Genomic DNA, 13,991 nt, shown 5'->3' on the forward strand with positions numbered 1-13,991 from the left:
TTACCTTCTTAAGAATGCTTGTAATAATTGTTCGGTCTCATATAAAGGTAAGCCTACAACACAAAAATAGCTACCCGAAATATGAGTAACAAAGCGACCGCCTAAACCTTGTATTCCATAGCCACCGGCTTTATCTTGTGGTTCACCACTTAGCCAATATGCTTTTATTTCTTCATCGGTGAGGGTTTTAAACGTAACGTCAGTACTTACTACGCAACTAAGTATTTTATCTTTACTAGCAAATGCGATAGCCGTTAACACTTGATGTGTGTTACCTGATAAGCGCTTTAATGTTTGCGTAAAGTCAGCTTCATCACGAGGCTTACATAAAGACTCGTTATCAATAACAACCACTGTATCACTACCAAGCACCGGTCGGTCGGTATAGCCAAGCTCAACACCTAAGCTTGCCTTTAAACGCGCTAAACGCTCTACATAATTATGCGGCTGCTCATTAGGCAACTGGCTTTCGTCTGCATCAACACTAAATTGCGAAAACTCGATGCCTAACTGATTTAGTAATTCTTTACGGCGGGGAGAGGCTGATGCCAAATACACTGAAGTACTCATTTACCTGATCCTAAAATGTCTGCGGTACTTACGAAGTAATGAAAATACCCAAAACCAACTCACCATACCGGTAAGCACTGGCCATAAATATTGTGGATTAAAATAAACACCGAGTAAAAAGTGATTTAACCAAAACTGCATTAAATGATAAAGCGTTAAGAACAAACCAATCAATAAGCTTTGCTGCCAAAGCGAAAAATTACGAATTTTTTGGAAATTGCTTGCAGTTACAAAAATACAAATCGAATAAGTCAGTGAATTCACACCAAGTGGCGAACCAGAAGCTAAATCAATTAATAAGCCAACCACCCATGCTGTAGCAATATTTAAACGATGCGGTAATGCAAGTGACCAATACATCAAAACAAGTAATACCCAATCAGGGCGAAATGGTTCAAACGAAAAAGGTAATGGCATTAACGCCATAACTAAGGCAAAAAATATGCTCAACCCTATTAACAATGAATAACGGCTAATCATTATTTAGACGCTCCTGCTTATTGCGCCACAAAATAACTAATAAACGAATACGATCTAGCTGAGCAATTGGCTCGGCATATACTTGAGCAAATGGCTGACCTTCATCTCGGTTAATTTCAGTTACAACAGCCACGGGGTAGCCTTCTGGGAATGTGCCGCCTAAACCTGACGTAACGAGTACATCGCCAATACGCACATCTAAGCTATGTGGCACATGCGAGAGTTTAACGACATTAATTTTACCAATGCCTTCGACCACGGTGCGCACATCATTACGTAAAATACGTACCGGCGTAGCATGCGTGGTGTCTGTCATTAGCAATACCCGTGATGTCGTCGATCCTACTTTAGTAAGTTGCCCTACCACTCCCATTTCATCAATAACGGCTTGCCCCTCACTGAGTTCATCGGTTGTACCACGATTAATTACCACTTGGTGACTATATGGATTTGAATGAACTGAAAGCACTTGCGCAATAATTTTACGATTAGACTGCTTTGCCGATGAGCCAAGTAGGGCACGTAGTTTTTGATTCTCTCTAGCTAAGAATTGATATTGCTGAAGTTGCTCACTTTGTAACATTTGCTTTTTTTTAAGCGCTTCGTTTTCAGTAAGAAGTTGATCACGTGTATGCAGGCTTTTGGCACTAAAACTAAAAAGTTCATATGGTAAATTAGCAACATAAATTAGCGGGCTAACGAGGGTATTGAGGCTAGTACGAACAACCGTACCACCTTGTGTGTATCTATCACCAATTATGAGTACGATACTCAAAAACACTGCGACAAAAAGTCGCAGTTGTAAGGAGACGGCTCGTCCAAACATTAATTTCATTAATCGTAACTAAAAACATCACCACCATGAACATCGATCATTTCCAGCGCTTTACCACCACCACGTGCAACACATGTAAGTGGATCATCGGCAACAACAACCGGAATACCCGTCTCTTCCATCAATAAACGGTCTAAATCTTTTAGCAATGCACCGCCGCCAGTCAATACCATTCCGTGCGCAGAAATATCTGACGCAAGCTCTGGTGGAGACTGTTCTAGTGCAACCATAACTGCACTTACAATACCCATTAATGGCTCTTGTAGCGCTTCTAAGATTTCGTGTGAGTTAAGTGTAAATGAGCGTGGTACACCTTCAGCTAAATTACGGCCACGTACTTCAATTTCGATTGGCTCGTCAGTTTTAAACGCAGAGCCAATTTGATGCTTAATGTTCTCAGCTGTTGCTTCACCAATTAAGCTACCAAAGTTACGGCGCACATAGTTAATAATCGCTTCGTCGAACTTATCGCCACCAATACGTACAGATGATGAGTAAACAACACCGTTAAGTGAAATAATAGCAACTTCAGTTGTACCGCCACCAATATCAACAACCATAGAACCGGTTGCTTCTGATACTGGTAAGCCTGCGCCAATAGCGGCTGCCATTGGCTCTTCAATTAAGTAAACTTCACGAGCACCGGCACCCATAGCAGATTCACGTATTGCACGTTTTTCTACCTGAGTCGCACCACACGGCACACAAATTAGTACACGTGGGCTTGGGCGCATAAAGTTATTGTTGTGCACTTGCTTGATAAAGTGCTGTAACATTTTTTCTGTTACATAAAAGTCAGCAATTACACCATCTTTCATTGGACGAATTGCTTTAATATTACCAGGCGTACGACCTAACATTTGCTTTGCTTCAGTTCCTACTGAGGCTACACTTTTAGGTCCACCAGCACGCTCTTGGCGAATAGCAACAACTGAAGGTTCGTTTAATACAATACCTTCTTCTTTTACATAAATTAGGGTATTGGCTGTACCCAAATCGATCGATAGATCGTTAGAAAAAATACCACGGAGTTTTTTAAACATGAGGCTGGATGACCTTTGAAATACGTTCTTATGTTAGCTGCCTTACTTTAACATGCTTAGTTATGTGAGCAATATAAAGCGCAGCTGCCTTTGTAAATTTGTGAAAAAAAGGAAGCTAAGCTTCCTTCTTAAATTTTATCGTTCACGTACTAGACGAAAACCAATGTAATTAGATCTAAAATCAGGTGCTAAAATTAAGCGCGTTGAAGCACGAGCAAGACTTGGTGCAAAATTCCACGCCCCACCTCTTACTGCAATATCAGATTCACCTGATTTTTTATTGGTCCATTCCCATACATTACCTACGGTATCGTATAGTCCAAATGCATTCGGTGAAAAAGAACCAACTGGTGCAGCGCGCTTATTTGACCATTCACTACCACACCAACCACAGTTAGCTAAACCTTTACCAATTTCGTTACCCCAAGGGTATTCGGTTTCAGTACCGGCTCGTGCAGCATATTCCCATTCAACTTCATTAGGTAAACGAAATTGCTGCCCGGTTTGACCTGATAACCATTCTGCATACGCTTTAGCATCGTTATAGGTTAAGCATACAGCAGGAAAGTTACTATTTTGATCAAATCCTGGGTTGCGCCAATTTAAGTTTGCTTCCCATACTGGTTCGCCATTTAAATAATATGCGCACCCTTTATTTTGCTCTGCTTGTGTTTTGTAACCGGTATTTGCTACAAATTTTTCGTAGGCTCCAACGGTCACTTCTCGACTTTGCATCGTAAATGAATTGGCGATCACTTTTTCAACAACCGGACGCTCATTCGCTAAACCATTGCCGTTAATATCGCCCATTTTAAACTTGCCTGCTGGAATAACAACAACAGCGGTCTGAACATTTTCATTTAATACATTTATATTTTCATTAACCTGACGGGTAGTCACTTCTGTTTGCTCACGAGTGTATGTCGGTGCAGCAATCGACTCAGGCTTTTTTACTAAATTTACATGAATAGTCTGTGCTTTATTTAAATCTACACGCGCTTGGTAGGGCTTGTAACCCAGCTTACGCACTTCTACATTATGAACTCCACGCGGTAAACTAGTTACTAAACGAGTAGAACCAAAACTAACACCATCAATAAAAACTTCGTCGTCGTACACATTAGAGCGAAGCGTTAACTCTACCTGTTTATTGTTATCATTTGTGGTAATTACACGATTATTGCTAGCAACAGGTTTCATTGTGTAATTACTTACTGACGGCTCATCTAAACGAGATACCTGAACTGTTGCGCTATTATCCGCGCTATTACTGAATGTTAACTGACTATCTGAAAAAGTAGTGCCATAAGCCGGCTGATACACAGCGGTAAGTGGTGTCCCATACTCAGAACAATAATGGTTATCAACACTTAGTAAGTTACATAAACGACTGCTGTTGACTTCACCACGCATAGTGACGCTTAAATTAACGTTGTAATTACCTTGCCCACTAAAGGCGCTGCTCACTACATGACTACTTAAAATTTGTACTTGAGCGCCCGCCATATTACGTTTTGGCTCTACTAAGCGCTCTTCCGTTAAGTTGGCAAAAATTTGGTCTACAAAACGTTTTGTTGCTTTTTGTAAGCCCATTTGTTGGCCGCGTTGTTCACAAGCTGCAAGTGTTTCGGTGCGTTTACAGTTAATTGTATGATTAACTTCTAGCGTACCCTCACGCGTAAACTCATTACGTAAACGTTCAACTCGCGCTGTTGTTAGTTGCTCTTTTAAACTCTCTAAGGTGTTTAGTAACGTATGCTTAGCAACACGGATCTGTTCAATGTCTTTACGGTGGGATGCAATTGCCGCCAACTGCATAGAAATATCGTCTTTATTTTGCTTGTGATCAACCACCGCTTTTTGATAACGCGACTGAGTTGTACTGATATCTAACGTAGGATCGTCAATTAAGCGACGATACATTTCGTTCATTGCGTCAAGTGCTTGGTTTTTTTCTTTATCTAATTCAGTTGAACGAGAACGAAGTAACTCCAGTTGAGTTTGTAACTGATTTTCTTCTTTAAGATGTTTATCAAGTATTCTTGTCGAGCTATCGTATTCTGTTTGTTTAATACTAATTTCTGACTCAATTCCAGTTACAGTTGCTGTATCTTGTGCAAATGCACTACTAGCTAACAAACTAGCTGAAATTAACAGAGATAAAGGAGTAATTCGCATATATTCCAGTCCCAAAAAGCGGCAATTATTTGGTCGTTATTATTTTTTATAATTAAAGCCTTATGCTATGTACTTGCAGCACAAAATACAAGCTTTGTTCAATTATTATCTGAGTTTACAACTATTCACGTGTACCACGCCAGTAAATAACCCGATCATTTCCCTTTAAGCGGCAAAATTATAAAATAGCCACAAGTTCACTTCCCGTCTTTTCAGTATTAACAAGACTTTTGTATTGCATTTAAAAATATGACTTTATAAATAACGCGACCTAACCTGAACTCTAGGTAAGGGACTTACCAGAGCCTGTTGATCTTTTAAGAATAAAACTTATTCTATCTAGGGGCTATTTAATCGCGGCGCGAAATTTGTAACCTAGTAGGCTTAGTAACTGCTTCTGCGTTACTCTACTGATTTACATCCATGTAAGAATAAATAAAAAATAAATTGCCCCAAGGACGATCCCAAAGGACAACGCAGTTGGCATTTATGCTGCGTTACCACATAATTTTATGCGCTATTTTATTATCGTTAAATAAACCCTATATAAGCAGGTTGGTATAACCACACACATAGACTCTGCCTTGCCTAAAAACCAAACCTGCTGCTGAAAATTCAACCCCGAAAGGAAAATAGACCTTGGACCTTAAAACATAGAGCTATGATGATATTTAAATCTATTATCCAACGTTCATATACCTTTATAAAAATCACGATAAGGCTTTTAATGCTTAGTTGCCCAAGCATAAACTAAGATACTTCTACATCCATGTATTGATACGCTACATGTGTAGATAACTTGCCTATGGTGCACCTTTAAAAATACAATGTAGCACTCTAAAATAATAGATTAACCCTAAGTAGGCTGCGGATTAATCATATATTTATTATCAATGCACTAAACAAAAACAGAAGGTAAAATGTCTAAGCAATTAAAAATAAAAGAAAATAATTATATTCAAAAAATAGACTCTCAGCTTCTAAAAAACAAAAATATCTCTGTGAGTATTCAACGAGATGACTTAATACACCCATTAATAAGTGGTAATAAATGGCGTAAATTAAAATATAATCTAGCCAATATGCAGAAACTTGGAAAAACTGAATTACTGACTTTCGGAGGCGCCTTTTCAAATCATATTCATGCTTGTGCTGCTGCCGGGAAAGAGTTTGGTTTAACTACGCACGCAATTATACGAGGCCCTGAGCTCGACAGTAATAACCCCACACTTGAATTTGCAAAGCAATGCGGAATGAAGCTGCACGTTGTTAATCGTATTGAATACCGACGACGAAACGATGATGACTACTTAAAGTCACTTCAAGCTCGCTTTCCTAGTGCCTATATACTTCCTGAAGGTGGTACTAACTCCTTTGCTCTATTGGGCTGTGCTGAGTTAGCAAAAAGCCTTCCAAAGCATGACTACCTAATTTGTCCTACAGGCAGTGGCGGTACATTAGCGGGTCTAATTGAAGGCAGTGAAGAAACCACCCAAATAATAGGGATTGCTGTATTAAAACAAGCAGATTACTTAAAAAAAGAGGTATGTAAATTAAGTAATAAAGCCGATAAGCAAAATAATTGGCAACTACTCACCGATTTTCACGATGGAGGGTATGGTAAGTTCACACCCGAACTATGGCAGTTCTGTCAAAAAATGAGTGATGAACATCAACTTCCTTTGGAGCCAATTTATAGTGGTAAAATGATGTATGCACTTTGGCAATTAATTGAAAAAGATTTTTTCCCTACAGGTAGTAAAATTATGGCGATACATACAGGAGGAATGCAAGGTTTAAACGGGTTAAGGTATAGAGGTCTGATTTAATGAAATACCGCCTGAGTGAGTTCCTCTAACGGCTCTGAAAAATAAAACCCTTGAGCCCCTGCTACCCCTAATTTTGTTAGCATTAATAGCTCTTTTTGTGTTTCAACACCCACCGCAAACACAGGTAAGTTTAATGTATTACTTATACTTATAATTGTTTTTATTTGATTTTGGTTTTGTGTTTTTTCATCCACTAGATGCACTAACTCATACGATAACTTTAACCCACACACCTCTTGGTGGTCAGCTAACTTCATTAAATTTTCACTACACTTTACATTATCGATCATAATTCGAGAGCCTCCTTTTTTCATTATTATAAATACGTCCTTTAAAGCCTCATGATGATTAAAAAACTCGACTTCACTTATTTCAAATTGTAACTTACTACTTAGTTTAAAATCATTAAGTTGAACGCTAAACCAGCTCCAAAACTTTTTGTTTATCCAGCTGTCAGAACATAAATTAACACTTACGGTTAATTGCGAAGGCTCTGCTAATAGTAATTTTTTAACTTGAATTAAAACACCTTTATCTAATATTAAAGTATCTTGGCGGCTATACGTTTGATCGATAAAATAGCGAGCAGCAATCAAACCATGCTTACTGTGCCTAACTCTAAGCAATACTTCATGTTGTAAAATATCGCCACTTGAGAGTTCGAATAGAGGCTGAAAAAAAAGTATAAATTTATGCTTTTTAATATTATCGATAACTTGTTTACTAGAAAGTACTCCTGTTTGGCTTTGATTTAGAGGTAATCGATGACAATGCTTTAACAAGCTACGTTGGGATAAAACTAACGCAGCTTTTGCAAGCTGATAAACAGTTGTTTGATCGGCTCTAAGCCGATAATCACATGCACCGACTTTAATGTCTTTTCTGGTGATATTTTTTTGATAGTTTCTGCATGCTAAAAAAATACTTTTATGTAAGTGTTGTACATATCGTTCAAGTTCTGAAAAAGGAACCTCTGATAATGTAATCGCTAAGTTACCGCAATTTAATAACCTTACTGAAACACCACTCAATTCAGAAAAGTTTTTCACCATTAACACTTCAAAGCTGGCTTCTTTATCAATATTGTTATCAAAATGGCAATTACATTGAACCAGTACAAACAAGCTGTGACATACAGGTGCTGTTGTGTACAGCGAGCTTAATTCGAAATTTTTTAATACTTTAACAACCTGTGTATTGTGCTCTTTAACTGATGGAGTTGTGCTGGCGAGTAAGTTTTTCGAACGTGAAATATTGTTGACATGTAACGTGTTCCACCAACGATAAAACCAGCTAGCAGCTCCAAACACAACCAAGTTAAGCAATATAAATAAATAGCTTTCTATTATCCATACAGGAGGGTGGTATAGATTTAAGCTCAGCGTTTTATAGTTATAGACCTCTCGCTCTAACTTTATAATATGACCAAAGTGCGTAAGAGATGAATTCGGCTTAAGCATAAACCCTTCATTTTTTACGAGGGCTGCAAGTATCTTATTATTTGAAGAGGGGGTTATTTCAAGTTCAAAAACTTGTTTAACTAATAGCTGGCCTGAGTGATGTATTTTTTCATGTAATGCATCATTCAAAATAAAATTAAAACCCAAAATTATTAATGCAAGCAGGGAAAAATAGATGACTTTAAATTGATTAAAAATCCAGAACCTTTCCTTTTGCATAGCTTGCCCACTCGTTAAATTAATAACTAAAGTGTTGTTCAAGATCCCCATTAGCACAAGTCAATAAAGCAAGTTTAAATGTTCATTACTAATTTTAAAAAAGCTCTATATAAACGAGGAATTATGAATTTAAGCGTTCTAAAGCAATGATTATCATTCCACTGACTCTCTATAGATCTCCTAAATAGAGCATTGATCAATAATCCCGACAGGCAAACAGTATATTTAACCTGAATCGTGACTAAATAATTTACTAACACATTGAACCATAATGTACTTAAATTTATTTTTCGTTAGCCAGCTACGGCTATCATATGCTCAGCATTTATGGGCCTAATTTGATCTATTTTAATATCACAAAATAAGACATAAACACTTAATTTATATTAAATTGAAGTCAACAAAATTAAACGACTATATATATTTTTAGATTCCTTAAATCTCTTTAATTACTGTGTTTTATCGAAATAATCTGAGTTGCTTTTTAAACACTGCTCAATAATACGATACAGCTCAGATGCTTTGGTCGGCTTGGCCACATGTGCATTCATGCCAACGGATAAATAGTATGCAATATCATTTTCCATAACATTAGCTGTTAAAGCGATGATTGGAATATTGGCAATCGTTTTATCGCTGTCATTTCGTATCATTTTACTCGCTTCAATACCATCCATAATTGGCATATGGATATCCATTAATATTAAGTCGAATTGTTGAGATTTATGGGCTTGAATACATTCAAACCCATTATCGACTAAATGAATTACCACACCTTTTTTCTCCAACATTGCGGTAATAACTAATTTGTTAATCTCGTTATCTTCGGCTACTAACACCTTTAAACCAATTAAAGATGGATGATTAGCTGAATTTTTTGAATCTAAAATACTGGTTTGAATTGAATTGAAAGAATCTGCAATAACAATTTTCTTATTAACTTTTACTTTCACTGATGCAGTAAATTCACTGCCTAAATGTTGCGTACTTACGACAGAAATATCGCCTTCCATTAACTTACACAAACGTCTACTTATTGTTAAACCTAATCCTGTGCCGCCAAAGTTTCGGGTCGTAGAGCTATCTTCTTGCGTAAATGCATCAAATAAGTGAGATACGTTTTGAGGTGCGATACCAATGCCTGAATCTTTAACAATAAAGTGTATTAATATTGATTCATCATCGTTCAGTATTTGCTCTGCATGAATGCAAACAGACACCTTCCCGTGTGAAGTAAACTTTATTGCATTAGAGCATAAATTTAATAGCACTTGATTAATGCGAACAACATCTCCGACTAAATCAGGTGGAACATTTGACGCTACATTAACTATAAATTTAATGCCCTTGTCCTGAGCTTGGTTTTCAAACGTTGTTTTTATGTAATCTACAACAGCGTTAACCGAAAAAGGAAATTCTTCGAGGTTAGTATTTCCTGATTCAATTTTAGAAAAGTCTAAGATATCGTTTATCACGATTAACAATTGATCCGAAGAGTATTTAATTTTATCTAGGTACTGCCTTTGTTTTAGTGGCAATTCACTTTCAAGTAAAATATTGGTGAGGCCTATAACTCCATTCATTGGGGTTCTTATCTCATGACTCATATTAGCCAAAAACTCTGATTTAACCAAAGCTAAATGCTCCGCTTCATCTTTTGCTGTTAATAACTCTTTGGTTCGTTGCTCAACACGAAATTCTAGTTTTAATTTTTCGCTATCTAACTCTTTTAACAGCTGTACGCGTTTGCTATTCAAAATTAAAAAAAACATTAAAAAACTACTTAGCGTTAATATAATAATAATTGCGCTATAAATAAGCATTTTGTTTTCTTCAAAATAGGTAGGTTCGTAATAGGAAAGCATCGACCCTTGGGGTAAACGTTGAGGATCTATTTTAAACTTTTTTAATTGTCTCCAATCATAATAGTGCGCACTGAGTTTTTCATCATCAATCGGTTTTAAGCTTTTATTTTCCTTAAAAAAAATGATTGATTCTGCGATGCGATTACCAATGGTTTCGCCCGATAATAAGTACCCGCCAACAATACCAGAACCTAATAACGCATGCCAATAACTAAAAATAGGAGCTTGGTTATCACTTGTTAGTAATTTTACAAACTGAAAAGGACTTAACTGCTTCCCCTTATACTTTCGAAAAATAGGAGTAAACAATACAATGGCATCAGATGGGGCATTATTTATTTTATTTATTAAGGTCTCGGTTGGCACATCAAACCATTTTTCTATCCTCAAATGAGGAAAATCATTACCAATAACCGGAAGAAGATTTTGATAAAAATTACGCCCCATGTCATTCGTCGTATCTAAAATAACAATGAGCTCTTTTGGGTTTATTAAATTAACTGCATCTTGAGTTGCCTGCTTGTAGTCTAATTTAGCATTTATTGTAACCGTATTGATACTCTCAGGTACTGTAAAATTAGCGCCTGGCTCTAGATATATTTTTGGTACATCTGGGAAAAAACCATAAAATTCAGTCAATAACGCTGCAGCTGATACCGATTGAGTAACAATGATATCAATTTTTCTGTTCTGATACTTTTGCTGTAAATACAGTTTCATCACTTTTTTTTGCTGTACTTCATCAAAGCGACCAACATCCATATTTTCAACAAAGAGATCAAAGTCAAAAGCTTGTCTAGTTAATTCTGCACGTAATCCAACCTCAACACTTTTCTGCCATGGCATATCTTGATTTATAGAATTAATTAATAGAACTTGCGTAGTCTCGGATGATACTTGAGCATGCAAATTAGCACTAAAAAGCTGAAAAAATAGAAATACTGTTACGATATGAGTTTTCATATTTCCCATAGCTTCATTTAAAAAAGTCTGTAGAGGATAGATTGCAATCATTTATATATCAACTAATACAAATTACATAAAATAAAATGAGCAACTGATACGATTGGCAAATACTTCTACAACAGAGAAGAAACAAAGTAGATAAGTTATTTAGCTCGCAAGAATGAGTCATATTTTAATAATATTGATATAAACATTAGCTTCAGTTACGTGGCTAATTGTTTAGATAATAGTGACATAGTGTTTTATAGATACACCATGTCATTTTTACATCTTTTTAAAAACAAAAAACCCAGTTTTTACACTGGGTTTGGTTTAACACTTTAATTAAAAGCGATTTATATTTACACTTTTAAATTATACGTAAGCTAGAACGGAATATCGTCATCAAAATCAATGGTTGGTTCCATTGGGTTTGATGCGCCACCTTGCGGAGCACTTTGTGGTTTAGGAGCGAAACCACCTTGTTGCTGCGGTGCACTATTTTGTTGTGGTGCAAAGCCGCCTTGCGGTTGTTGGTATTGGTTATTTTGTTGTGGTGCTGGCGCTGACTGAGGTTGCGCTGCAGGTGCTGCTTGCTGTTGTGGAGCATAACCACCTTGTTGCTGGTTATTTTGGCCTTGATTATTTTGACCGTAACCACCACTTTGTTGAGCACTTTGCGCTTGATTACCTTGGTAACCACCACCTTGTTGCCCACCTTGCGGCTGATTACCTTGGTAACCACCACTTTGTTGATCGCCACCACGTGCGCCCAACATTTGCATTTGACCAGTAAAGCCATCTACAACTATTTCTGTAGTGTATTTTTCTTGGCCTTGTTGATCGGTCCACTTACGTGTTTGAAGCTTACCTTCAACATAAATTTGTGAACCTTTACGACAATATTCACCAACAATTTCAGCTAACTTGCCAAAAAATACAACACGGTGCCACTCAGTTTTATCAACCATTTGGCCAGTGTTTTTATCTTTATAGCTATCTGAAGTTGCTAAGGTAATATTTGCTACACCGTTGCCGTTAGGCATATAACGAACTTCAGGATCTTGCCCTAAATTACCAACCAAAATTACTTTGTTCACACCGCGTGCCATGAAACCATCTCCTATAAATGTTAGATTAAACCAGCTACTTTACGCGCTTGGTCTAGGTCAAATTCTTTATCATTAATCTTTAAATAGCTGCGACTTTCATCGCGAACCACAGTTGCTTCTATTACGCCTGGTAAAGCAACTAACTGAGAAGCAAGTGTTTGAGCATGCTCTTCAGAATCTAATTTGGTCATTAAACTAATAACTTTACTTTTGGGTGGGACTTGCATTTTCCACGCAATAATAAGCCATATTAACCCAACAAGTGCCGCTGCCGCAAACACAGCTTGCGTCGTTGTAGTTTGTGCTACATAGCCACCTAACATACCGCCCAAAAAGGCGCCTAAAAACTGACTAGATGAGTAGCCACCCATTGCTGAACCTTTTTGGCTTGCAGGTGCTATTCGCGATACAAGCGCAGGCATAGTGGCTTCTAAAAAGTTAAACGCCACAAAATAAAGCAGCATACACACAGCAATGCCTACTACACTATTAACCCATACCGACATTGCTAACATACTAATAGTTAACAAGGCTACTGAGCCAATGAACGCTTGTTTTTCTTTCTCTTTTTTAATGGCCACAATCATTATTGGTACCATTAATAAAAAGGCTAAAAACAACACTGGGATATATAAATACCAATGCTGGTCGGCAACCAAACCATCTTTAATTAATTGACTCGGCAGTACCACAAAAATTGTGGTTAGCGTTAAATGCAATAACAATACACCTGCATTTAATCGTGCTAACTGAGGGTGTTTAATTAATTTTTTAATGTCGCTAAAGCTTGCTAATGTATCGCCTTTGGGTGCTTTATTTACCGCCTTTGGCACTAGCATGGTCACTATAAATATACCAAAGACAGCTAAAATAGCAGTCAACCAAAATACACCCGCAATACCCCACGAAGCGGCGACAATTGGCCCAAGTAACATAGCAAAGGCAAAGCTCATGCCTATGCTCATACCAATAACGGCCATTACTTTTGGTCGTTGCTCATCACGGCTTAAATCTGAAGCAAACGCGAGTAGCGCACTGGCTATTGCGCCCATGCCTTGTAGAGCGCGGCCTACGGTAACCATTTGGATAGAGTCAGCTAATGCAGCAACTACAGAGCCAATAGCAAATACAACTAAGCCACCAACAATAACCTTTTTACGGCCAATCTTATCGGATAATCGACCCATAGGTATTTGTAATACAGCTTGCGTTAAACCGTACGCACCAATGGCAAAACCAATCCAAATAGGCGAAAAGCCTTCAAGCGATTGTCCATAAATAGCCAATACAGGCATCAGCATAAACAAGCCGAGCATTCTAAATGCAAACACACTCGCCAGTGATACAGCGGCGCGTTTTTCTCGTGAATTAAGTGAAGATGCGGTCATTATCTGCGTGATCTTACTCTATGAAAAATTGAGGTTGGGATTCTACCATAAGCTTGGCAATAATTAA

10 protein-coding genes are annotated in these 13,991 nt (G+C 37.5%); 1 reads left to right on the forward strand and 9 read right to left on the reverse strand.

The genetic code is table 11. The features are described 5' to 3' along the window. The 5 genes from D172_RS15750 to D172_RS15770 all read right to left on the reverse strand — a co-directional run bounded on the left by D172_RS15750 (position 1) and on the right by D172_RS15770 (position 5,106). Positions 1–570, reverse strand: a complete 570-nt coding sequence (locus D172_RS15750) for a Maf family protein (RefSeq protein WP_007378602.1) — start codon at positions 568–570, stop codon at positions 1–3. Further along, positions 571–1,050, reverse strand: coding sequence for a rod shape-determining protein MreD (gene mreD, locus D172_RS15755; protein ID WP_007378603.1), 480 nt, complete (start codon positions 1,048–1,050; stop codon positions 571–573). Next, positions 1,043–1,885 carry a rod shape-determining protein MreC gene (gene mreC, locus D172_RS15760; RefSeq protein ID WP_188085246.1) on the reverse strand — a complete coding sequence of 281 codons (843 nt, stop codon included), beginning with the start codon at positions 1,883–1,885 and terminating at the stop codon, positions 1,043–1,045. Before mreC ends, mreD begins: the two co-directional genes overlap by 8 nt. Then, positions 1,885–2,928 carry a rod shape-determining protein gene (locus D172_RS15765; protein ID WP_002958401.1) on the reverse strand — a complete coding sequence of 348 codons (1,044 nt, stop codon included), beginning with the start codon at positions 2,926–2,928 and terminating at the stop codon, positions 1,885–1,887. The genes mreC and D172_RS15765 overlap by 1 nt, the downstream gene beginning before the upstream one ends. 135 nt (positions 2,929–3,063) lie before the next feature. Further along, on the reverse strand, positions 3,064–5,106 hold the full coding sequence (locus tag D172_RS15770; RefSeq protein ID WP_007378605.1) for an SUMF1/EgtB/PvdO family nonheme iron enzyme: 2,043 nt from the start codon (positions 5,104–5,106) through the stop codon (positions 3,064–3,066). Between the two features lie 920 nt (positions 5,107–6,026). On the opposite strand from D172_RS15770, the gene D172_RS15775 reads away from it, so the two are divergent. Further along, on the forward strand, positions 6,027–6,935 hold the full coding sequence (locus D172_RS15775; protein ID WP_007378606.1) for a 1-aminocyclopropane-1-carboxylate deaminase/D-cysteine desulfhydrase: 909 nt from the start codon (positions 6,027–6,029) through the stop codon (positions 6,933–6,935). Here the strand turns inward: D172_RS15775 and D172_RS15780 are convergent. The 4 genes from D172_RS15780 to D172_RS15795 all read right to left on the reverse strand — a co-directional run bounded on the left by D172_RS15780 (position 6,932) and on the right by D172_RS15795 (position 13,924). Next, entirely contained in the window at positions 6,932–8,614 is a 1,683-nt protein-coding gene (locus D172_RS15780; protein WP_168157902.1) for an EAL domain-containing protein, read from the reverse strand. The genes D172_RS15775 and D172_RS15780 overlap by 4 nt on opposite strands. Before the next feature lie 449 nt (positions 8,615–9,063). Further along, positions 9,064–11,493 carry an ATP-binding protein gene (locus D172_RS15785; RefSeq protein WP_237113684.1) on the reverse strand — a complete coding sequence of 810 codons (2,430 nt, stop codon included), beginning with the start codon at positions 11,491–11,493 and terminating at the stop codon, positions 9,064–9,066. A 317-nt stretch (positions 11,494–11,810) separates the two neighbouring features. Beyond that, a complete protein-coding gene (ssb, locus tag D172_RS15790; RefSeq protein ID WP_007378609.1) occupies positions 11,811–12,536 on the reverse strand; it encodes a single-stranded DNA-binding protein in 726 nt (241 codons plus the stop codon). A 20-nt stretch (positions 12,537–12,556) separates the two neighbouring features. After that, on the reverse strand, positions 12,557–13,924 hold the full coding sequence (locus D172_RS15795; RefSeq protein ID WP_007378610.1) for an MFS transporter: 1,368 nt from the start codon (positions 13,922–13,924) through the stop codon (positions 12,557–12,559). Positions 13,925–13,991 lie beyond the last annotated feature (67 nt).

Origin of the sequence: Pseudoalteromonas sp. Bsw20308 (assembly GCF_000310105.2) — a bacterium.
Taxonomy (GTDB): domain Bacteria; phylum Pseudomonadota; class Gammaproteobacteria; order Enterobacterales; family Alteromonadaceae; genus Pseudoalteromonas; species Pseudoalteromonas fuliginea.